The sequence below is a fragment of the Maribacter stanieri genome, from assembly GCF_900112245.1.
GTDB lineage: Bacteria > Bacteroidota > Bacteroidia > Flavobacteriales > Flavobacteriaceae > Maribacter > Maribacter stanieri.
In genome coordinates, this window is sequence record NZ_FOYX01000001.1 from 1,591,911 (window position 1) to 1,615,213 (window position 23,303).

General features: G+C 34.0%; 20 protein-coding genes and 2 tRNA genes. 9 read left to right on the plus strand and 13 right to left on the minus strand.

Translation table 11 applies throughout. From position 1 onward, the window contains the following. Positions 1–13 precede the first annotated feature (13 nt). The 5 genes from BM296_RS06780 to mutS all read right to left on the minus strand — a co-directional run bounded on the left by BM296_RS06780 (position 14) and on the right by mutS (position 4,930). Positions 14–1,264: an NRAMP family divalent metal transporter gene (locus BM296_RS06780; protein ID WP_091902351.1), complete on the minus strand. Its 1,251-nt coding sequence runs from the start codon at positions 1,262–1,264 to the stop codon at positions 14–16. 48 nt (positions 1,265–1,312) lie between these two features. Beyond that, positions 1,313–1,948: a SanA/YdcF family protein gene (locus BM296_RS06785; RefSeq protein WP_091902353.1), complete on the minus strand. Its 636-nt coding sequence runs from the start codon at positions 1,946–1,948 to the stop codon at positions 1,313–1,315. Between the two features lie 101 nt (positions 1,949–2,049). Beyond that, positions 2,050–2,136: transfer RNA gene (locus BM296_RS06790), tRNA-Leu, on the minus strand. A gap of 43 nt (positions 2,137–2,179) precedes the next feature. After that, positions 2,180–2,252: transfer RNA gene (locus tag BM296_RS06795), tRNA-Gly, on the minus strand. A gap of 95 nt (positions 2,253–2,347) precedes the next feature. Further along, positions 2,348–4,930: a DNA mismatch repair protein MutS gene (gene mutS, locus BM296_RS06800; RefSeq protein WP_091902966.1), complete on the minus strand. Its 2,583-nt coding sequence runs from the start codon at positions 4,928–4,930 to the stop codon at positions 2,348–2,350. A gap of 166 nt (positions 4,931–5,096) precedes the next feature. Between mutS and BM296_RS06805 the strand changes: the two genes are divergently transcribed. Continuing rightward, a complete protein-coding gene (locus tag BM296_RS06805) occupies positions 5,097–5,627 on the plus strand; it encodes an RNA methyltransferase (protein WP_091902355.1) in 531 nt (176 codons plus the stop codon). Positions 5,628–5,744: 117 nt separating this feature from the next. On the opposite strand, the gene folK is transcribed toward BM296_RS06805, so the two are convergent. Continuing rightward, on the minus strand, positions 5,745–6,887 hold the full coding sequence (gene folK / locus BM296_RS06810) for a 2-amino-4-hydroxy-6-hydroxymethyldihydropteridine diphosphokinase (protein WP_091902357.1): 1,143 nt from the start codon (positions 6,885–6,887) through the stop codon (positions 5,745–5,747). A gap of 73 nt (positions 6,888–6,960) precedes the next feature. Here folK and sppA point away from each other — a divergent pair, with 73 nt between their 5' ends. Genes sppA through BM296_RS06825 form a run of 3 tightly spaced genes read left to right on the plus strand, consistent with a single transcriptional unit; the run spans position 6,961 to position 12,216 of the window. After that, positions 6,961–8,721 (plus strand): signal peptide peptidase SppA, encoded by a 1,761-nt coding sequence (gene sppA / locus BM296_RS06815; protein ID WP_091902359.1) that lies wholly within the window; start codon positions 6,961–6,963, stop codon positions 8,719–8,721. Positions 8,722–8,725: 4 nt separating this feature from the next. After that, positions 8,726–9,439: a queuosine precursor transporter gene (locus tag BM296_RS06820; protein WP_027064922.1), complete on the plus strand. Its 714-nt coding sequence runs from the start codon at positions 8,726–8,728 to the stop codon at positions 9,437–9,439. A gap of 35 nt (positions 9,440–9,474) precedes the next feature. Continuing rightward, a complete protein-coding gene (locus BM296_RS06825; RefSeq protein ID WP_091902361.1) occupies positions 9,475–12,216 on the plus strand; it encodes an AsmA family protein in 2,742 nt (913 codons plus the stop codon). Here the strand turns inward: BM296_RS06825 and BM296_RS06830 are convergent. Beyond that, on the minus strand, positions 12,209–13,003 hold the full coding sequence (locus tag BM296_RS06830; protein ID WP_091902363.1) for a DUF2797 domain-containing protein: 795 nt from the start codon (positions 13,001–13,003) through the stop codon (positions 12,209–12,211). The two genes, BM296_RS06825 and BM296_RS06830, sit on opposite strands and share 8 nt — an antisense overlap. Before the next feature lie 80 nt (positions 13,004–13,083). Between BM296_RS06830 and BM296_RS06835 the strand changes: the two genes are divergently transcribed. Both BM296_RS06835 and BM296_RS06840 read left to right on the plus strand, forming a co-directional pair. Beyond that, positions 13,084–14,598, plus strand: coding sequence for a GH3 auxin-responsive promoter family protein (locus tag BM296_RS06835; RefSeq protein ID WP_091902365.1), 1,515 nt, complete (start codon positions 13,084–13,086; stop codon positions 14,596–14,598). A 252-nt stretch (positions 14,599–14,850) separates the two neighbouring features. Beyond that, positions 14,851–15,408: a dienelactone hydrolase family protein gene (locus BM296_RS06840; RefSeq protein WP_091902967.1), complete on the plus strand. Its 558-nt coding sequence runs from the start codon at positions 14,851–14,853 to the stop codon at positions 15,406–15,408. 81 nt (positions 15,409–15,489) lie between these two features. Here the strand turns inward: BM296_RS06840 and clpX are convergent, their stop codons facing one another. The 6 genes from clpX to BM296_RS06870 all read right to left on the minus strand — a co-directional run bounded on the left by clpX (position 15,490) and on the right by BM296_RS06870 (position 20,867). Further along, a complete protein-coding gene (gene clpX / locus BM296_RS06845; protein WP_027064917.1) occupies positions 15,490–16,725 on the minus strand; it encodes an ATP-dependent Clp protease ATP-binding subunit ClpX in 1,236 nt (411 codons plus the stop codon). 87 nt (positions 16,726–16,812) lie between these two features. Then, complete coding sequence (clpP, locus tag BM296_RS06850) at positions 16,813–17,493, minus strand: ATP-dependent Clp endopeptidase proteolytic subunit ClpP (RefSeq protein WP_027064916.1); 681 nt, start codon at positions 17,491–17,493, stop codon at positions 16,813–16,815. 88 nt (positions 17,494–17,581) lie between these two features. Further along, complete coding sequence (gene tig / locus BM296_RS06855; RefSeq protein ID WP_027064915.1) at positions 17,582–18,904, minus strand: trigger factor; 1,323 nt, start codon at positions 18,902–18,904, stop codon at positions 17,582–17,584. Between the two features lie 100 nt (positions 18,905–19,004). Then, positions 19,005–19,352, minus strand: a complete 348-nt coding sequence (locus BM296_RS06860) for a phage holin family protein (RefSeq protein ID WP_091902367.1) — start codon at positions 19,350–19,352, stop codon at positions 19,005–19,007. A gap of 28 nt (positions 19,353–19,380) precedes the next feature. Continuing rightward, a complete protein-coding gene (locus tag BM296_RS06865; RefSeq protein ID WP_091902369.1) occupies positions 19,381–20,157 on the minus strand; it encodes an alpha/beta fold hydrolase in 777 nt (258 codons plus the stop codon). Further along, a complete protein-coding gene (locus tag BM296_RS06870) occupies positions 20,154–20,867 on the minus strand; it encodes a pyridoxine 5'-phosphate synthase (RefSeq protein WP_091902371.1) in 714 nt (237 codons plus the stop codon). Before BM296_RS06870 ends, BM296_RS06865 begins: the two co-directional genes overlap by 4 nt. A gap of 92 nt (positions 20,868–20,959) precedes the next feature. Here BM296_RS06870 and BM296_RS06875 point away from each other — a divergent pair, with 92 nt between their 5' ends. From BM296_RS06875 to porG, 3 genes are all read left to right on the plus strand, one after another. After that, on the plus strand, positions 20,960–21,616 hold the full coding sequence (locus tag BM296_RS06875; protein ID WP_027064911.1) for a CBS domain-containing protein: 657 nt from the start codon (positions 20,960–20,962) through the stop codon (positions 21,614–21,616). 1 nt (position 21,617) lies between these two features. Then, entirely contained in the window at positions 21,618–22,499 is an 882-nt protein-coding gene (locus BM296_RS06880) for an NAD kinase (protein ID WP_091902968.1), read from the plus strand. A gap of 113 nt (positions 22,500–22,612) precedes the next feature. Next, positions 22,613–23,299 carry a type IX secretion system protein PorG gene (porG, locus tag BM296_RS06885; RefSeq protein ID WP_091902373.1) on the plus strand — a complete coding sequence of 229 codons (687 nt, stop codon included), beginning with the start codon at positions 22,613–22,615 and terminating at the stop codon, positions 23,297–23,299. Positions 23,300–23,303 lie beyond the last annotated feature (4 nt).

The window sequence follows — 23,303 nt, forward strand, 5'->3', positions numbered from 1 at the left end:
TTAAATATCTTGCTTAAAAGATTATTATATAGAAATAATACAGCGCAAAACAAGTTAAGAATAGAATACCTGCATAGGTCAATAACTTTAACTTTTTACCGGGCCAAAATTTAGGGGCAAGGTCATTACTGGTAACATTCTTTAAATTCATGTAGCCCACAATTGGTGCTACTATGAATGATACAAAAGTTGCTAAAGCAACTAGATTTCCCATATTAGCACTGAATGAAGCAATAACTATAAAATTAATAATAGTTAATATAAGCACAGCTATTGCAAATGCAGCCTTGGTAGTGAACCATTTTTGTTGTGGCTTTAATAGACCTATTATATCTAAACTAACCCTGGCTAAGGCATCATGTGCAGTCATACACGTACTGAACATTGTAGCAAAGGCAGATACGGCGATAAGAATATACGCCCATGAGCCTATATGCTCTGTGAATAAGCGAACTACTTGGTCGGCAAAACTGACTGCATTATTACTTAGTTGAATATTCGTGCCGTATAAGGTGTACCAACCTATTACCATGAAAAATATGGCTAAAACTGCTGTTATAGTGTAACCTATATTAAACTCTTGTAACGAATCTTTTAAACTTGGCTTTTCTTGACTTTTCCATTTCTCAATACTCCATAGGCTAATCCAGCTAGATGCCTCAACACTTGTTGGCATCCAACCTATTAATCCTATTAAGAAAAGTATGCCTACTTCATTGAATATTGGTGAAGGCTTAAAATTTGCTACATGGTCAACTGGACCTTTTAGCAAGACTAGTACAGTAGTAGCCAATAAAGCAATGAAAAGAACACTGACTACAAATTTCAAGCTTATTTCTAAAAATTTATATTTTCCAAAAATCAGAAGAACACTGATGATTAAAAATAAAGTCAAAGCTACAGTGGCTATAGAACTGTGTCCGATGCTAAAAAGATTAATAAATAAACCAGCGGTTACCGTGTATAGTGCGGCAAGTATTGTAAAAGTTGTAATAAAGGTAATTATAGCGTAAAAATATAGATATCCCTTACCTCGGTTAAGATAGCCTTCTATCAATGTTTTATTAGTTACGTTGGTATAGCGAACGCCAAATTCAAAAAAAGGGTATTTTAGAATATTTGCTAAAATTATAGGAATGACCATTAACCAGCCATATTGGGCACCGGCTTTGGTAGATAACACAAGATGAGAAGTGCCTATGGCCATACTTGCAAACAAAAGACCAGGACCTAAGTTTTTAAGTATCTTCTTAATATTCGGCATTATAGTTTGGTTTGGTTGGTGCCTTTAAATGTAATCTATTTAATTCTATTACTTTATTTCAATGGTTGCGCCATAAAATTTGGGTTGCGTATTTAGTACCATATCAATAAAGACCTTAACTCTAGCTAGATACTCTCTTATTTGCACCTTAAGTCCTTGACTGGTAGAAATATCTTGGGCGTTAAAACCAATAGCTTTTAGGCCTTTTTGTTTAGCAATATAAATTGCTCTTTCATTATGAAATTTTTGGGATATCACAGTAACTTTATCTAATCCAAAAACAAATTTGGCTCTAAACATTGAATCCAAAGTTCTAAAGCCGGCATAGTCTAAGAAAATTACATGCTCTGGAATTCCACCTTTGATTAAATCTTTTTTTATGGTATTAGGTTCATTGTAATAAATACTTCCATTATCACCACTTACAAGAACAAATTCAATTTTCCTTGCTTTATAAAGAGCTATTGTAGCATTTATTCTGTAAGTGTAATATGGATTTGGAGAACCGTTGGTTAAACGATTAGAAGTGCCTAAAACAAGTCCAACTCGGTTGGCGGGTACAGTATCTGTATTAGTGTAAGTTTGTCCTTCAGCAGTGCTTGAAATAATTATGTTACAAACAAATATGACGAGAATTAATGCTATTAATAGTAAGCCGGATATTTTGAGTAAAGTTTTCAGCATGCATTTGTAATGATAACTAAAGTTAATGAATAACTAAGAACTTCAATTTGAAAATAAATAAAATAAAAAACCCTTGAAAATCTTACGATTAACAAGGGTTTTGGTACTCGAGGCGGGACTTGAACCCGCACGCCCCAAAGAGCACAGGATTTTAAGTCCGGCGTGTCTACCAATTCCACCACTCGAGCATACTTGGCTTTAAATAAAAAATGCTGATGAACAACATTTCAGAGCGAAAAACGGGATTCGAACCCGCGACCTCCACCTTGGCAAGGTGGCGCTCTACCAGCTGAGCTATTTTCGCAAATCTATGAACGTGCATCTCTTAAAAGATGCGGGTGCAAATTTAATACAATTCTGTAAAGAGCAAAGTAAAAATGAACAAAAAAAATAAAAATTTTATGATGTTGCCTTTTTGTCCTTGGTTAACAGTCTTTTAATCTCATTTAATTTCATCAATGCCTCTACCGGAGTTAGGGTGTCAATGTCCATATTTGTGATTTCTTCCTTAATTTCTTCTAATAAAGGGTCGTCTAAATTGAAAAAACTTAGTTGCATTTCGTCAGAATCATCTTTGAGTTTGTCTCCGACTTCTTCGCTTACATGCTTATTTTCTAATTTTTTTAAAATTTTGTTGGCTTTTTGAATTACCTGTTGTGGCATACCGGCCATTTTAGCTACATGTATTCCAAAACTATGTTCACTTCCTCCTGGAACTAACTTTCTTAGAAATAGAACGGTGTCTTTCAATTCTTTAATGGCAACATTGAAATTCTTAATACGGTTAAAAGTATTTGTCATTTCATTTAGCTCATGGTAATGTGTAGCGAACATTGTTTTTGCTCTTGCTGGGTGCTCATGTAAATACTCTGAAATTGCCCATGCAATAGAAATACCGTCATATGTACTTGTACCTCTTCCTATTTCGTCCAACAAAACCAAACTACGCTCAGATAGGTTGTTTAGGATAGATGCGGTCTCATTCATTTCAACCATGAATGTTGATTCGCCCATCGAAATATTGTCACTTGCGCCAACACGGGTAAATATTTTGTCTATTACACCAATTTTTGTAGTTTCAGCAGGTACAAAGCTTCCCATTTGAGCAAGAAGCACAATTAAAGCTGTTTGCCTTAATAAGGCCGACTTACCACTCATGTTTGGACCTGTGATCATTATAAATTGTTGATTGGACCTATCTAGTTGTAAATCGTTCGCAATATATTGTTCACCTAAAGGCAATTGTTTTTCAATAACCGGATGTCTACCATTGGTTATTTCCAGATCTGTAGTTTCGTTTAAAGTAGGACAGTTGTAGTTATTTTCTTTTGCCAATTGAGCAAATCCACACAAACAGTCTAACTGAGCAATCAAGTATGCGTTATTTTGAACAGGAGCAATATATTCTTGCATCCAAACGACTAATTGAGAGAACAACTGTTGCTCTAAAGTTGATATGCGGTCTTCTGCACCTAGAATTTTAGCTTCATATTCCTTAAGTTCTTCAGTAATATAGCGTTCTGCGTTTACAAGCGTTTGTTTACGTGTCCAGCTATCAGGAACTTTATCTTTATGTGTATTTCTAACTTCTATATAATATCCAAATACATTGTTAGAGGCTATTTTAAGGGATGTAATACCAGTTGCAGCAGTTTCCCGCTCTAACATGCTATTCAAATAATTTTTACCCGAAGTAGCTAATCCTCTAAGTTCATCTAATTCTTCAGAAAAACCTTTTGCAATGGTGCTACCTTTTAAAATATTAACGGGAGCTTCCTCGCTTAGCATTTCCTTTATTTTAGCCCTCAATAAATCGCAAGATTGAATTTGGTCGCCAGTTAACGCTAAAGATTCGTTTTTAGAAGAGGTTGCCAGCTGTTTAATAGGAATTAAAGCTTCTAAAGAATTCTTTAATTGTACAACTTCTTTAGGATTTACCTTGCCGGTAGCAACTTTAGATATTAGGCGCTCTAAATCTCCCATCTGCTTAATATGATGCTGAAATTTTTCTAGAACAACTTCTTCTTTATATAGAAAAGATACAATTTGCTGTCTCCTTTTTATTTTCTCTAGATTTTTAAGGGGTAATGCCAACCATCTTTTTATCATTCTACCGCCCATAGGAGAGATAGTCTTGTCGATAACATCTAAAAGTGTAACGGCATTTACGTTTGTAGAATGATATAGTTCAAGGTTTTTTATAGTAAACCTATCCATCCATATATAATCATCTTCTGCAATACGTTGCAGTTTTGATATATGCTGTAATTGACGGTGCTGTGTTTCGCCTAAATAGTGTAAAACGACACCAGAGGCAATGACGCCACAAGTTAAATGGTCTACACCAAATCCTTTTAAAGTGTTGGTGTTAAAATGAGAGGTAAGGTTTTCTAGCGCGTAATCCTCTTGAAATACCCAGTCTTCTAAATAGAAAAGGTGATGGTTCTTGCCGAAAACGTCTGTAAATTCTTTTTTATGTGCTTTAGAAATTAGTACTTCATTTGGAGAAAAATTCTGTAATAATTTGTCAATTTGTTCTTCGTTACCTTCTGAAGTTAAAAACTCACCGGTAGAAATATCTACAAATGCAATTCCTATTTTCTTTCTTCCAAAATGAACTGCGCAAAGAAAATTATTCGTTTTAGAATTTAATATATCATCGTTCATTGCCACCCCAGGCGTTACCAATTCGGTAACACCTCTTTTGACAATGGTTTTAGTTTGTTTAGGGTCTTCTAGCTGATCACATATGGCTACACGCTGGCCAGCTTTTACCAATTTAGGTAAATAGGTATTTAATGAGTGATGAGGGAAACCGGCTAATTCGGTTCTTTCGCCACCATTATTTCTATTGGTTAATATAATGCCTAATATGCGCGATGCTTTTACTGCATCTTCACCAAAAGTTTCGTAGAAATCACCTACTCTAAAAAGAAGTAACGCATCAGGATACTTGTTCTTGATGGTGTTATACTGCTTCATTAAAGGGGTTACCTTTTTTGTCTTGCTTTTATCCGCCACTTTATCTTTATCTCATTAATTTTGCACCTTCACGAAAGTATGGTTTTATCCCTAAAATTTACATTATTGTTGATATTTGAGGATAAGTTTATCACCATTAATTACTAATGAAATTGAATAGTAAAGTATGCGAAAGTTAAGAAATGAGGAGCTGGACAGGAAAGATGTAGAAGGTTATAAACTTGCTGATAAATCTCCGATAATAATTGTTCTTGATAATATAAGAAGTTTGAACAATATTGGATCGGTTTTTAGAACGGCCGATGCTTTTTTAATAGAAAAAATATACTTGTGCGGTATTACTGCTACACCGCCCCATAAAGATATTCATAAAACGGCCTTAGGTTCTACTGATAGTGTAGCGTGGGAACATGTTCAAGATACATTAACGCTGGTTGAACGATTAAAAAACGAAGGCAATCACGTTATTTCCGTAGAGCAGGCGGAAAACGCAACAATGTTAAATGAGTATTTGCCATCTAAAACTAAGAAGCAGGTTTTGATTTTTGGAAATGAAGTTAAGGGTGTTTCACAGAATGTAGTTTCTGCAAGTGATGAAGTGCTTGAAATTCCACAATTTGGAACAAAGCATTCTTTGAATATTTCTGTGAGTGTAGGTGTTGTCGTTTGGGATTGCTGGAGTAAATTAAATGCATAAAAAAACCTGGTCGTAGACCAGGTTTTTTAGTATAGTTTGAGTTAGTTAGTTGCACATATGCCCGTACAATAAAAGAAATCCTTTTCATTTACGCAAGAAATTGCGTGTTTTATATTACTATAGGTTAGATAAGGCAAAATCTTCAATTGTTGCTAAAATGGTTTCATAATCACGTTCGTGACTAACAAAATCTAATTCGCTAACATCTATAATGAGTTGATTTTCTTTAGGATAAGTCCTTAAAAAGTCAAAATAACCCCTGTTAATCTTTTCAAGATAAGAGAGTTCAATATTCTGCTCATAATCTCTACCACGTTGCTTAATTTGCTGTAACAACCTTTCTGTTGTTTGGTACAGATAAACGTAAACTTTAGGCTTTTTAACCTCTTTGTACATGAAGTTGAAAACTTTTCTATACAAATCAAATTCGTTTTGTTGAAGTGTAATTTTGGCGAAAATTAAAGATTTGTAGATGTCGTAATCACTTACCATAAAACTTTTAAATAAATCTAGCTGATTAGTATCTTCTGTGAATTGCTGGTATCGGTCAGCTAAAAACGACATTTCTAAAGGGAAAGCATATCTGTCTTGATCTTTGTAAAAATTTGGCAAAAACGGATTTTCGGCAAATCTCTCCAATATTAATTTAGCATTAAAGTCTTCAGAAATTTTAGTAGCCAAAGTGGTTTTTCCTGCTCCAATGTTTCCTTCAATAGCAAGGTATTCTAAGCTAGCAAAGAAATTATGCCTGTTCTTGAACAGCCTTCTTATTTGCTTGGTAATTGTACTTTTATCTTTGCATTCTTGTAATAAGTTTCTGGTGTCTTTATTGAATATGGGGTGGTAAAATTGTGGTGTAATGTCTGCAAGTGGTTTTAAAATAAACTTCCTTTCTTGCATTTTTGGATGTGGTACGGTTAAATTTTCCGTATCAATTATTTCTTTCTCATAATAAATGATATCAATATCCAATGTTCTGCTTTGGTACCCATCGCCATCTTTTCTTTCTCTTCCGAAATTAGTTTCAATTGTAAGAAGCTGGCTTAGTAGATCTTCAGGAGAGAGCAGGGTTTGCAATTCCAGGCAAGCATTAAAGAAATCTTCACCTTCAAATCCCCATGATGGTGTTTCATAAATAGCAGAAACCTGTCTAATTTCGCCGGCTACCTTGCCAATTTCGAAAATAGCTTTTTGTAAAAGAAGTAGGCGGTCACCTAAATTACTGCCAATGGATAAAAATGCTGTTTTGTATACTCCCATAATATTAGGACAAAATAACTAAAACATATTCACATTAGTTATCTTTGTTCACTATTTAAAAATAAAGATTTAAATGAATTTTTTAAGAAATTTTCTTGCTTCTATTTTGGGTTCCTTGTTTGCTTTTGGAATCTTATTTGTAATGTTTTTAATTTTTGTTAGCCTAGTAAGTAGTAGTGAGGATACTGTTGCTGTAAAAGATAATTCAATACTGGAACTGCAATTGCAAAGACCAATTTCAGATTACACAGGTAGTAATGAGTTGGACCCGTTTGCAGGTATTTTTGAAGAGTCTCAAGGGTTAGATGAAATAATACAAGCTATTGAAGTAGCTAAGAATGATGATCGTATTAAGGGGATAAGTATAAATAATAATTTCATAATTGCTGGTTTGGCTCAAACTCAAGCTATTAGAAAATCTTTAGGAGATTTTAAAGCTGAAGGTAAATTTATATATGCATACGCAGATTTCTTTATGCAACGGGATTATTACCTGGCAAGTGTAGCAGATTCAATTTTTATTAATCCGGTAGGAGTTTTGGATTTTAAAGGGTTATCTACAGAAGTGCTTTATTATAAAGAGCTTCAAGAAAAATCTGGAATAAAGATGGAAGTTATACGTCATGGAAAATATAAGAGTGCTGTAGAACCTTATTTGGAAAATAACATGAGTGATGCAAACAGAACTCAGCTTACTTTGTTATTACAATCTCTTTGGAATTCTATGATTTTTGATATATCAAAGACAAGATCAATTTCTGAATCTGATTTAAATATCATTGCCGACACCTTAGGGGGGAGGACACCAAAGTTTGCTAAACTATCTGGATTGATAGATGACGTTGTTTTTTACGATGAGTATGAAAATAAATTGGCAAGCGCCCTGCAATTAAAGAAAGATGAGGATATTAACTATAGCACCCTAAATGACTATGTTAAATATTCGAACAAGAAAATATTGAAATCTGGGGATGATAAAATTGCTGTTGTATTTGCGCAAGGAGAAATATTTTACGGTGAGGGCGGTCCAAATATTATAGGTCAAGGAATCATCAATGAAGCGTTAATAAAAGCTCGCGAAGATGAAAATGTTAAAGCTATAGTTTTACGCGTAAATTCACCTGGTGGTAGCGCTTTAACCTCAGATATTATATGGAGAGAAGTAGCTCTTGCTAAAAAAGTGAAGCCTGTTATAGTATCTATGGGTAACGTTGCTGCATCTGGTGGTTATTATATTGCTGCTGGTGCAGATAAGATTTTTGCTGAGCCAACCACCATAACTGGCTCTATAGGAGTTTTTGGGACCGTACCTAATATGACCGAATTAGCAGATAATATTGGTATAAATGCGGAGCAGGTAGGTACCAATAAAAATGCTGTAGAGTATTCATTGTTTGAGCCTATGCAAGATAGTTTTAAGAATCAAATACAGGAGAGTATAGAAGAAACATATCAAACATTTCTTCAACGTGTGTCCGAGGGTAGAAATATGACTATGGCACAAGTAGATAGTGTTGCACAAGGTAGAGTTTGGAGTGGAACAGAAGCTTTAGAAGTCGGTTTGGTAGATGAATTGGGTAATTTAGATGATGCTATTGCTGCAGCTGCTGAAATTGCGTCATTAGGTTCTTACGGAGTCAAAAAATTTCCAAAGTACAAAAGTGGATTTGAACGAATTATGGAAGATTTGGAAGGAGCAAGTCTTCAGCTTAAAGAGAATTTGTTGAAAGATGAAATAGGTGACGAGGCATACAAAGTGCTTAAAGAATTACAGTCTTTTAAAAAACAACAAGGTATACAGGCTAGAATGCCGTTTGCCTTAGATATTAAATAATTTTATGACCTTAAAGGACAGAAAACTTGCCCAGCGTATTTATCTGTATTTGGGAGCTTTGTTTATCACTTCTTTAGTGGTTTCTAACCTCATATTTCAAAAGTTTTTTTATTGGAATCCCTTCGGGGATTTCACTGTTTTTGGGGTTTCACTTTTTGTGGTTTCCGTAGGTATCTTACCTTACCCAATAACTTTTTTGATCACGGATCTTATTTCAGAAATCTATGGAAGAAAAATGGCAAATCAGATAGTGACTGCTGGTATTTTTGCGTCATTCTTTTCCATGGGTATTATATTATTGGCGGAAACGGTACCCGCAATATCTTCATCACCAATAAATGACGAGACTTTTACTCAGGTTTTTGCGCTTTCACCAATTGCGGTTTTAGCTTCTATGATAGCCTATTTACTTGCGCAATACGTTGATGTTGCCATTTATCATTTTTGGAAAAAATTGACCAATGGAAAATATTTATGGCTACGAAATAATTTTTCGACATTTTTATCACAATTTCTAGATACGTTTACCGTTGTGGGACTGTTATGTGTCTTTAAAGTTCTGCCGTGGGACCTATTTTTTGGTCTCGTAGTAAGCGGATTTATTTTTAAGATTTTTATAGCATTTATCGACACCCCTTTTCTCTATTTCTTCGTATATATTATGAGAAAACGTTTTAATCTAAAGCCAAATGAAGAATTGGACTTAGATACATTATAATTAGAGCATTAAACAAAACAGTATAAAAATATACTATGGGTAAGAAAATTTTGAAAATTGTAGGAGTTCTATTAATACTAATAATAGTAGTGTTAATTGCCGCTCCTTTTTTCTTGGAGGCAAAGATTGGGGATATTATTAAGAACAATGTCAATAAAAATGTAAATGCAACGCTAGACTTTTCTGAAGCTAATCTAAGTTTGGTTAGTAGTTTTCCAAATGCTGAGGTTGCTTTTAAAGATGTTGTGTTGATTAACAAAGCTCCGTTTGAAGGAGATACCTTGTTCAAGGCGACCAATTTAGAATTGACCATGGGTATTATGCAGCTGTTTAAAGGTACGGGAGAATCAATAGCGATTAACAATATTTATCTAGACGATGCCTTGGTAAACGTTGTTGTCGATAAAGAAGAAAATGCAAATTATGATATTGCCATTGCTTCGGAAACGACTACAACAGTGGAGGAGCCAAGTACTACTGACGGATTTTCATTTGACTTACAGTCTTATGAAATTTCTAATTCTAGAATTTACTACACGGATAATTCAACGGGTATAACTTTTAAATTAGATGATTTTCAGCATAAAGGTACAGGAGATTTGTCTTTGGCTACTTCTGAATTAGATACCCACACAGACGCTTTTATTTCTTTAGAAATGGATAGCGTTAATTACCTAAATAAGAATAAGATTAAATTAGATGCTCTTATTGGTATAGATTTAAATGAGAACAAATATTCTTTCTTGAAGAATGAGGCTTTGCTCAATCAGTTACCATTAGTATTTGATGGTTTTATTAAATTAAATGAGACCAGTCAAGAAATTGACTTAACCTTTAAGACGCCATCATCAGATTTTAAAAATTTCTTGGGAGTAATACCAGAAATTTATTCAAAGAATATTGAAGATGTTACAACTACTGGAGATTTTACGGTGAATGGTAATTTTAATGGTATAGTTGATGAAACTCATATTCCTAAATTTCACATCGAAATTAAATCTGATAATGCATCTTTCAAATATCCAGATTTACCTAAAGCGGTGCGTAATGTGAATTTTGATATTCAGTTGAACAATAAAACCGGAATCACCGAAGATACTTATGTAGATATTAATAAGGCCTCTTTTATGATTGATGAAGATAAATTCAACCTTACGTCACATATTACAGAGCTTATGGGTAATACCAAGGTTAAAGCTCATATGGATGGTGCTATGAACTTAGCCAATATTTCAAAAGCATATCCTGTGCCGGCAGAGTATAATCTTAAGGGTATGTTGAAAGCAGATATTACTACCGCCTTCGATATGCAGTCTGTTGAGAAAGAACAGTATGAAAAAACAAGTACTACGGGAGATTTGAGTGTTACCAATTTTGAGTATAATTCAGATGAATTGGCTAATCCTGTTAAATTTAATTCAGCACGGTTAACATTTAACCCTAAGACGGTTACGTTAAATAATCTGAACGGTACGACTGGTACCACAGACTTTGATGCAACAGGTACAATCAATAACCTGTTGGGTTTTATGTTCAACGATGAGAAAGTTGAAGGTAACTTCAATTTAAAATCTAACACTTTTGCTCTTAATGATTTTATGGTGGCAGAAACCGATAATCCTGTAGAGACTGTTAATGGCGAAACGAATAGTGGCTCAACTACTGAGGAAGAGAAAATAAAAATACCATCATTTTTAGATGCAACTATAAATGCCGATGCTAAGAAAGTTATATACGATAACATTACATTAAGCAATGTTACCGGAGTTTTAAGAATTAAAGAAGAAACAGCAACACTAAGCAATATGAATGCGGGTATGTTTGGTGGTAATATAGCTTTTAATGGAGATGTGTCTACAAAAAATGATACGCCTACATTTAATATGAAGTTAGATTTAAATAAGTTGGGTATTCAAGAGACTTTTGCTTCTGTAGATTTATTCAAAACTATTGCACCAATTGCTAAGATGTTAAATGGTAAACTAACTTCAGATATTTCGCTCTCAGGTAATTTGACAGATGATTTGTTGCCAAATTTATTGTCCTTAAGTGGAGATTTGTTTGCGGATATAATGACAGAAGAAGTAAATACCGAATCTTCACCTGTATTAAATTCATTAGTTTCTAATTTGAATTTTATTGACCCAAAGCAACTAGACTTAAAAGACCTTAAAACATCCCTATCATTTAAAGATGGTATTGTAACGGTTAAGCCATTTACGTTGAATTATAAGGATATTCAAATTAACGTGGACGGTAGTCATTCATTTGACCAAAAGCTTAATTATAAGGCAACATTGCAAGTGCCTGCAAAATACTTAGGTTCAGATGTCACAAAATTGATTGCTAAGATTGATGATACCTCGTTAAATGATTTAACTATCCCTGTAGTTGCAAATATTGGAGGTCTTTATAATAGCCCTCAAGTTACTACTGATTTAACTTCAGGTGTAAAACAATTAACCACAAAATTAATTGAGGTTGAAAAACAAAAGCTTATCAATAAAGGAACTGATAAGGCTAAAGATTTAATAGGAGGTTTAATATCGGGTGACAAAACTAAAACAGATTCTGTTAATAAAGATGCATCTTCTACTAAAACTAGTGCTAAAGACATTATAGGTGGAATATTATCCACTAAAAAAGATACGACTTCCACAACAGCAGTTAAAAAAGATTCTACTCCTGTAAATAAAGAGAAAGAAGCTGTTAAAGAAAAAGCGAAAGATATTTTAGGAGGCTTATTTGGTAATAAAAAAAAGGATTCAACTAACTAATAGTTATACCTACATAATAGCCTTCGCTGCCTCTAACATTAAAAACAGTATTATCGTCAAAAATTAGATACTGTCCCTTAATGCCTTTTAAGACTCCTTCAAAAGATGGTGTTTTAGTAAGGTTAAGGCTTTTTACTTTAGTTGGATATTGCAATACCGGAAACTCCATTTCAGTCTCTGATTTAGATTCCAAAAAATAAGGTAAGGCTTCTTCTGGAATATACTGTTTCAACTTGTCTCGCCATTCTTGTAGATTTTCGTCGACAACGTTATTTGTAAGCATGGTACGCCAGTTGGTCTTATCGCCAACATGGTCTTTAAGGGCTACTTCTGTAATACCAGCTAGGTATCTATTTGGTACCTCAACAATTTCAATAGCTTCATGAGCGCCTTGGTCAATCCACCTTGTGGGTACTTGACCTTTTCTGGTTACACCAACTTTTACATTGCTAGAATTTGCCAAATAAACAATATGGGGTTGTAATTGAACTTTTTTTTCATAAGCCAAATCTCTATCTTCTTGGTCTAAATGAGCTTTGCTTAATTCAGGTCTCATAATCCAATCTCCTGCAGATGGTATTTCAAAAAAGCATGATTTACAGAAACCTTGTCTATAAATAGGCCTGTCATTACCACAGTTAAGGCATTGAAATTTAATAAATTCAATTTTAAATGATTTGTTCAGAACTTGATTTACGTTTAAAAAATCAGATTCGAACAACATATAATATTGAATAGGGCTTCCTATTTCTGTCTGCATTTTTCTTAGTACTCCTTCGTATTGCATGTTAATTCAGCTTAATGATTTATCTATTTGAAAATGATAGCTAGATGCGCTATTTTTAGCAATAACAAAGATACCTATAAATGCCAATTACTCTATTTAATTCGATTGCCTCTTGGTTGCTGAAAAAACGATTTCATCAGATAGAACTTTTTTTAAAATATCCGGAAGAAGTTCAGGAAGAGGTGCTATTGCAATTGCTGGAGTTTGCAGAAGATACCGAGGTAGGTAGAACATATGATTTTGAGTCGATTGAGTCTTATAAGGACTTTAAAGAACGTGTGCCTATTGTTTCTTATGAAGAGATTCAGCCAATAATAGAAAGGACAAGAAAAGGTGAACAAAATTTATTTTGGCCTACTAAGGTGAAATTGTTTGCAAAAAGTAGTGGCACAACAAATGCAAAAAGTAAGTTTATTCCCGTAAGCGGAGAGGCGTTAGAGGATTGTCATTATAAATCAAGTAAAGATTTATTGTGCCTCTATTTAAATAATAATGAAAATTCTCAATTATTTACTGGCAAGAGCCTTCGCTTGGGCGGTAGCAAAGAACTTTATGAAGATAACGGTTCTTTGTTTGGAGACTTGTCTGCAATTTTAATAGATAATATGCCTTTGTGGGCAGAGTATAGTAGCACGCCTAGTAATAAGGTTTCCTTAATGAGCGAGTGGGAAAGTAAGCTAATGGCTATCATTCATGAAAGTGTTCAGGAAAACGTTACTAGTTTGGCCGGTGTGCCTTCGTGGATGTTGGTGTTATTAAATAAGGTACTTGAGGAAACAGGAAAGGAACATCTTTTTCAAGTTTGGGAAAATTTAGAAGTTTACTTTCATGGTGGCGTAAATTTCAATCCTTATAAAGAACAATATAAAAAAATTCTTCCAAATAGTAATTTTAGGTACTATGAAATCTATAATGCTTCTGAAGGTTTTTTTGCTATTCAGGATAGAAACGGTGCCGATGATCTTTTGTTAATGTTGGACTATGGAATATTCTATGAATTTATTCCGATGGATGTTTATGGAACCTTGGATGAAGAGGCAATACCCTTATGGGATATTCAACTTGGGAAAAACTACGCAATTGTAATTACCACTAATTCTGGATTGTGGAGATATAGAATAGGGGATACTGTTCGTTTTACATCAAAGAGTCCGTATCGTATTAAGGTGACCGGACGTACTAAACATCACATTAATGTTTTTGGTGAAGAATTGATTATAGAAAATGCGGAAGAGGCCTTGAAAATAGCATGTGCCAAAACAGGTGCTGAAATTATTGATTATACCGCAGGACCTGTATTTATGGTGAATAAGGAAAAAGGAGCTCATGAATGGATTATGGAATTTAGAACCATACCTGAGGATTTTAGCGCGTTTGTAGAGATTTTTGATAATGCTCTAAAATCTCTAAACTCAGATTACGAAGCTAAAAGGCTTAACAATATCACCTTAAACTCGCCGGTTGTACATATTGCCCGTGAGAACCTCTTTTATGATTGGTTGAAGAAGAATGATAAACTTGGTGGTCAACATAAGATACCACGACTATCTAACAAAAGAGATTATTTAGAAGAGCTTTTGCCAATGAACAAGTAATTTGCTCTATACACACTAAATATTAGCCTAATCACAACAAAATTTCATATTTAATCGTTAGTTGCCATACATTTACCGTAGTAAAAGTAACTTTTGTCTTACAGCTTAATTGTAGGTTTTATAGTTCTAAATAGGATCAATAAAAGGAACTACATCGATAATTTGAGCGTGTAAACAATTAAATGATAGTAAGTAGGGTAAATGTTTCAACTTGCTGAAACAAAACTTAACCAAACTATAAATACAATTATTATGGCAGAGAAATTAGTGATCGTTTCCGATATGTGGGGCGCTAAGAAAGGTTTATGGATTACATCTTATTTAGGGTACCTTCAACAATATTTCGATATAACATTTTACGATAGCCAACAATTGGCAAATCTGGATATTTTAATTCAGACTGAAGAGAATGTACATAATGCATTTATAGAAGGTGGTACTGAAACGGCTGTATCTCATTTATTAAAAAAAGAAACTGAACCTTGTTATTACCTTGCTTTCAGTACAGGTGCTACAATCGTTTGGGAAGCTGCTAAGAAAGGTTTGCTTGTTAAATCGTTATACGGTGTATCTCCTACCAGAATTCGTAAAAAGAACGATAGACCAAATGTACCGTTCCAATTAGTTTACGGTGCTAATGATGAATTTAAACCAAGTGAAGAATGGGCTAATAAATTAGGTGTAGATATGGAAGTAATACCTAATTATGGTCATACACTTTATACAGATGAGAAAATCATTCAAAAAGTGTGTTTAGAGTTACTTCAAGAAGTAACGCAAATTGCACCACAAATTAAAAAGGTGGTTTGAAAAGAATATAAATAATAAGGCATATAAAAAAAGCGAAGATTTTAATCTTCGCTTTTTTTATATGCAATAATTATGTTGAAGTTATGAAACAGCCTTTAGCTTTTTAATGGTATCATGAGATAGCATTTCTTCAGCGTAAGGTTTAGTAACCTTAAAGTTTGTTTCACCAGAAGTTGGCATTTCAAACATGGCATCTGTAAATATAGCTTCACATAGAGATCTTAGTCCCCTAGCGCCAAGTTTATATTCTATTGCCTTATCTACAATATAATCTAAAGCTTGTTCTGTAATGGTGAAAGTAATGTCATCCATTGCAAACAACTTCTCATATTGTTTTATAATCGCATTCTTAGGTTCTGTTAAAATGGCTCTTAACGTCTTCTTGTCTAACGGATTCATATGTGTAAGAACTGGAAGTCGACCAATAATTTCAGGTATAAGTCCGAAATCTTTTAAATCTCTTGGAATAATGTATTGTAATAAATTACTCTCATCTAAAAAGCTATCAGATTTGGAAGCACTATACCCAACAGCTTGCATGTTTAAGCGTTTGGTAATAGCACGCTCAATACCATCAAAAGCTCCACCGGCAATAAATAAGATATTTTCGGTATTTACTTCTATAAATTTCTGGTCTGGATGCTTTCTTCCTCCTTTTGGTGGAACATTTACTACAGTACCCTCCAATAATTTTAAAAGACCCTGTTGAACACCTTCTCCAGATACATCTCTTGTAATTGACGGGTTGTCACTTTTACGAGCAATCTTATCGATTTCATCAATAAAAACAATACCTCTTTCAGCTTTTTCAAGATTGTAATCTGCCGCTTGTAAAAGACGGGTAAGAATACTTTCTACATCTTCACCAACATAACCGGCTTCTGTCAATACTGTTGCATCAACTATTGCCAATGGTACGTTTAATAGTTTGGCAATGGTTTTAGCCATAAGGGTTTTACCTGTGCCGGTTTGCCCTACCATAATGATGTTACTTTTCTGAATCTCTACATCGTCTTCTTTAGAAGAAGGTTGAAGTAATCTTTTATAGTGGTTGTAAACCGCAACGGACATTACCTTTTTGGTACGCTCTTGTCCTATGATAAAAGTGTCTAAAAATTCCTTTATTTCTTGAGGTTTTTTTAGAACAAGTTCAGAAGAAAGATCGTTGGTCTTTGTCTGTTTTGATTCTTCGGCAACAATGCCATGAGCCTGCTCAATACAGCGATCACATATATGGGCATCTAGCCCAGCAATCAACAGATTGGTTTCTGGCTTTTTTCTGCCGCAAAATGAACACTCTAAATTTTCCTTTGCCATTATCTATCTTCTCTATTCTATTCCTTAACGATCAAAAATCGCTTTTGGTTTAAAAATCATTAATTTATTTGATTCAATTAGTCGGACTTATTTCTTCTCCCTTACCAATATTTCATCAATCATACCGTATTTTAAAGCTTCGTCAGCCTTCATCCAGTAATCACGGTCACTATCATCACGAACTTTTTCAATATCCATACCAGAATGCTCTGCTATAATTTCGTATAGTTCTTCTTTTAGTTTTAATATCTCTCTAGCGGTAATTTCAATATCACTTGCTTGACCTTGAGCACCGCCCATTGGCTGGTGAATCATAACACGAGAGTGTTGTAGTCCACTACGTTTTCCTTTTTCACCTGCACATAATAATACAGCACCCATAGAGGCAGCCATGCCTGTACAAATAGTTGCAACATCTGGTGTAATAAATTGCATGGTATCATATATACCTAAACCAGCATAAACACTACCACCTGGAGAGTTAATGTAAATCTGAATATCTTTTTTGGCATCTACACTGGCTAAGAATAATAATTGAGCCTGTATTATGTTAGCAACTTGGTCATTAATACCTGTGCCCATAAATATGATGCGATCCATCATTAAACGCGAATAAACGTCCATTGCAACAATGTTCATTGATCTTTCTTCTATAATGTTCGGCGTCATGTTCGTTGGGTACATGCTGCTCATTATAGAATCGTAATATGTGCTGCTAATGCCTTGATCGTTTATAGCGAAATTCTTGAATTCTTTTCCGTAATCCATAAATTGTATGTCTATATTTTAGAGTAAAAAAAGGTGCCGAAAATTTAATTTCCCGGCACCGTAAAGATACTTAATTTATTGTTTGGAATTATCCGTAAACTTCTTTCACGAAATTTTCATAGGTAACTTCCTTTGTCTTAAGGTTTGCCTTTTCTTTGTAAAGATTCAATAATTTTTGACTCATCAATTGTTCTGAAAGTCTTTTTACTTCATCTTGATTACCTAGTACACGTGCTGCAATATTATCCAATTCTTCTTCTTTTGGATCTAATTGACCAAATTGTGCCATTTGAGAACGTATGAAACCTTTTGAGAATTCTTTCAATTCATCAAACTGAACTTGTAATTCGTTATCACGAATTATTTTCCCTTCAATTAATTGGTAACGAAGACCTTTTTCAGATTTAGCATATTCTTCAACAGCTTGCTCTTCAGATAATGGCTCTTCGCCTGTTGTCTGAATCCACTTTGTTAAGAAACCTGTAGGTAGCTCAAACTTAGTGTTGTCAATGAAGTATTCAGTTACGTCGTTCAGTAATTTTTGATCAGATTGTTGTTCAAATTGCTTTTCAGAATCTTCTTTAATACGCTCTTTTAATTCCTTTTCAGATTTTACACTGTCAGGTCCAAAAAGTTTATCAAATAATTCTTGATTCAACTCAGCTGCTTCTCTTTCATTAATTTCAGAAATGGTAAAAGTTACCTCCGTATCCAAAGATTCTGCCTTTTGCTTATCTATGCCTAAAGCACTAGATAGCATATGGTCTTCATTGAATAAACCTTTAGTTTTTAATGTTACAACATCACCAACTTTCTTGCCTTTCAACGCATCTAAAGCTTTTTTGCTTTTCAATTTGTCAGTTTCGATCATGGTCTTGCTGTCAATTTCTTCTTCTTCATTGAAGAAAGTACCGCTTACCTCATCATTTTTACTGACCTCGTCTTTACTTACAAGCTTACCGTATTGTTTTTGAATACGCTCAACTTGCTCTTTTATCATTTTATCGTCAGCAACAATTTTGTACTGCGTAATAGGCTTTTTAGTTTTTAATGAAACCTCAAAATTAGGTGCTAGACCCAATTCAAATTCAAAAGCTAATTCATCTTGATCCCAGTCAAAATTATCTTGCTGCTTAGGTAAAGGATTTCCAAGTACATCTAACTTCTCTTCTGTAAGATATTTGTTAAGATTATCTTGTAATAATTTGTTTACTTCATCAACCAATACAGCTTTACCATATTGCTTTTTTATAAGACCCATAGGAACTTGGCCTTTTCTAAAACCAGGAATATTGGCTTGCTTCTTATAATCTCTTAAGATAGTGTCTACCTTATCTTGGTAATCTTCTTTTGTGATAGCAACTTTAACTACTGCATTTAAATCGTCTATCTGCTCTTTCGTAATATTCATTCCTTAATATCTATTTGCATGTATAAAATGGGATGCAAAAATACTACATTTTGCAAAGTCAACCAATTTTTTAAAGTATTGAATTTCAAATCACAAGCAACTATGACTTGTCGTCTTTTAGCAATGAAAAAAAGATTGATTGTAAAAAAGATAGCAAGAGGCTAAAAATCAATGCCCACCATATATTGCCAACTGCAAAACCATCTATTAGTTTATCTGCTAAAAGAATGATTACTGCATTAATTATTAGTAGAAAAAGACCGAATGTAATTACTGTAACAGGTAAGGTGAAAATGACCAAAATTGGTTTTACAAGCAGGTTTAATATGCTTAGTACCACGGCAACGATAACGGCAGTCATAAAATTGTCTACAGATACATTCGGTATTACGTTTGCCAATATAATTACAGCAAGGGCGCTTAACAGTATTCTTAAAATTAATTTCATAGTATTTGTTTTAAATTGTATTTAATAATTAGCCTTTGTTGAAAAAGGCGAGTGATTTTTCAAAAAATTGCTCCGGATTTTCTGCATGTAACCAATGTCCAGCATTATCTATGGTCTCAACAGTTGCCGTTGGAAAATGTCGTTGAATAATTTCAATATCGTTTTTAGTAACATATTCAGACTTGTCGCCTCTTAAAAATAAAGTGGGTCCGTCAAAGCTGTCGGTGCTACTGATATTATCCCCAATTTCTTCCATTTTCTCGCTTAAGACTGCTAAATTGAATTTGAAGCATAATTTTTTATCCTCATCCCTATCTAAGTTTTTTAATAAAAACTGTCGTATACCAGGGTTTGATAAATGCTTTTTTAATTGCTCATCTGCATCTTTTCTGGATTTTAGATTTGATGTGTCAATAGAGTTTAATCCATTGATTATTTCTTGATGATGAGGTGGGTAATATTTTGGTGCAATATCCGCCACTAGCAATTTATGTACACGTTCAGGATATGAGCATGCAAACTGCATAGCTGTTTTACCACCCATTGAATGACCAATTACATCTGTCTTTTCAATATTGTGATTGTCTAGATAGTTTAGAAGGTCGTCCGCTAAAATATCATAATTGAAATCTGGCGAATGAAAACTTTTACCATGATTTCTTTGGTCTATTAAATGAACACAAAATCCATTATCGGCAAATAACGAACCTATTGTTTTCCAATTATCTAACATGCCTAAGAACCCATGTAAAATACACAAAGGTTTGCCTTCTCCTAAAATTACTGAATGTAATGTTTGTTTCATTTTAAACGGTGTAAATACATGTTTACTGCATTGTCCAAGCCTAAATAAAGTGCTTCGCTAATCAATGCATGACCTATAGATACTTCTAATAAGTTAGGGATGTTTTGGGCAAAAAACTGAATGTTGTCCAAACTTAGATCATGGCCTGCATTTATTCCCAATCCTAATTCATTGGCTCTTTTTGCAGCTTCAATAAATGGTTTTATAGCGTTTTCTTTGTTCAGGAAATATCCCGTAGCGTAACTTTCGGTGTATAATTCAATACGGTCGGTGCCAACTGCCTTTGCACCATCAATTATTTTTGTATTGGCATCAACAAAAATAGACGTTCTAATACCAGCATTTTTAAAAGTGTTGATTACATCTGTCAAAAACTCTTTGTGTTTTATGGTGTCCCATCCAGCATTGGAAGTGATAGCATCAACGGAATCTGGTACAAGTGTAACCTGTTCCGGTTTTACTTCAAGAACCAAATCAATAAATTTTTGAACCGGATTTCCTTCTATATTGAACTCTGATTTTACAATTTTTTTTAAGTCTCTGGCATCCTGGTATCTAATATGACGTTCGTCTGGTCTAGGGTGTATGGTAATGCCTTGTGCGCCAAACCCTTCTAAATCGGTAGCAACCTTAAGCAAATCTGGAACATTGCCGCCACGGGCATTTCTAAGAGTTGCAATTTTATTTACATTAACGCTAAGCTTTGTCATTATGTCTTATTTACCTTTTAAGAGCTTCAAAAATACAAATAAGGCACGCCTTTTGATATTATTAATTGTTATTTTGCGTTATAAATAGGCCTATGCATATTCAAGAACATATCATTACGAACTTACCGGTATTCGATATTAAGGATACAACTGAAAAACTTTTAGAGTTTTTTCAAGATACCACCTATTCTCATATTGCTATTTTAGAAGATGGACGATTTTTGGGACTTTTCTCTGAAATAGATGCCGACGGATTGCTTCCTGAGTCTAAAATTGAAGAGTTTAAGTATGAGCTGCAGAGCTTTTTTGCTCGTAGAGATACCAATTGGTTAGATGTTTTGGAGGTATTTGCCCGAAATGAAGCCAATCTTTTGCCTGTACTAAACGAGAAAGAAGAAGTTACTGGTTACTACTGTTTGACCGATATTGTAGCCGAATTTATTGACACTCCGTTTTTCACGGATCCTGGCAGTATTTTAGTAGTGGCAAAGGGTGTTAAAGATTATTCTTTTAGTGAAATTGCCCAGATAGTTGAAAGTAATAATGCAAAACTTTTTGGAGGTTTTATAACTGATACTCAAAATGACGTTATTCAGGTAACCTTAAAGATTACCGCCAATAACTATAATAAAGTTGTGCAAACTTTTAGACGTTATAATTATCATATTATTTTTGGTAATAGCGATGATGAATTTCTTGAAGACTTAAAGAACCGTTCAGATTATTTAGAGAAATACCTTAATGTTTAGAATGAAAGTAGCAATCTACGGTCAAACATATCAAGACAGTGCCATTGAATATCTCATTGAATTATTAGATGAGCTTAATAAGGTGTCCGCAGAAGTTTTTATTGAGAAAGATTTTTACGATTTGTATAAGGCTAAAGATGATACTCAATCATTTCCAGTTTTTACTATAGATAAAGGTTTGAATGCATCTTTTGACATGTTCGTCAGTTTTGGTGGAGATGGTACTATATTAAGGGCTACTACATTTGTAAAAGATTTAGGTATTCCTATAGTGGGTGTAAATACCGGCAGGTTAGGATTTCTTTCTACATTCAAAAAGGAAGACGTTCGTAAAGTAGTTCAAGAATTTAAGCAAGGTGCCTATACGGTTGTAGAGCGTAGTTTGGTTCAATTAGATACAAAGGAGTTGGATGTGGAGTTTGGTGATCTTAATTTTGCATTAAACGAAATAACCGTAAGTAGAAAAGATACTACGTCTATGATTACGGTTGAAACCTATTTAAATAATGAGTATTTAACATCTTATTGGGCAGACGGATTAATTATCTCGACACCTACAGGTTCAACTGGGTATTCTTTAAGCTGTGGAGGTCCTGTTATAGTGCCAACGGCAAAATCTTTAGTTTTAACTCCTATTGCTCCGCATAACTTAAATGCAAGACCACTTGTGATTTCTGATGATACCGTAATTCGTTTAAAGGTTTCGGGGAGAGAAGAAAATCATTTAGTTTCTTTAGATTCTAGAATAGCATCATTAGAAAATGGAGAAGAGATTACAATAAGTAAAGCTCCATTTACTATCAAAATGATCGAGTACACTTCAGAAAGTTTTTTAAAGACCTTAAGGAATAAGCTACTTTGGGGTGAGGACAGGCGAAATTGAGCTTCCTTTTAAACAATAAATGACCTTAATCGCTGTTTATCTTTTGAGAACATAAAAATTATTTCAACATCTACTTTGTGTATGGTGAATGTAATAGTTGTAAAATCTGGTTTATGCGTTACATAACGTTATTAATATTACTTTTTTCATTTTCAGGTTTGCAGGCGCAGACTTATGAGGTAGGTATTTTTGCTGGTGGAGCCAATACCATAAGTGATGTGGGTAGAACAAATTATATTTTACCATCTGATATTGCTTTTGGCGGATTGTTTAAATGGAACATTAGTAAAAGATACGCCTGGAGAGGAAGTTTAATTTATGGCAAGTTTACGGCAGATGATAATAAGTCAAGTTCATCGGCAAGACAACAAAGGGGTTATGTTGTTGATAATTCTATTTTAGAAGGGTCTGTTGGTCTAGAATTTAATTTTGTAGAATATAATTTGCATAAACTTGGTCCGGCATTTACACCTTATTTATATACGGGTCTAACTTATTTTAGGTACGATTATGCCTACTTTAATGGTGGAGTGCTTCAAGATATAAATCAAAAAGAGGGTAGTTTTGCAGTACCAATGACCGTAGGTTTTAAGTATCGTATCAATCAGTTTCTTATTTTTGGGGGCGAAATAAGTGCTAGATATACCTTTACAGATAACTTGGATGCTAGCAATCCTGTAGGTTCTAACTTTGAGGAGTTTCAATTTGGTAATATATTTAGTGATGATTGGTATGTTTTTTCCGGTCTAACCTTAACATATACCTTTGGTAGAAAGCCTTGTATGGATTGTTTTGAGTAAATAG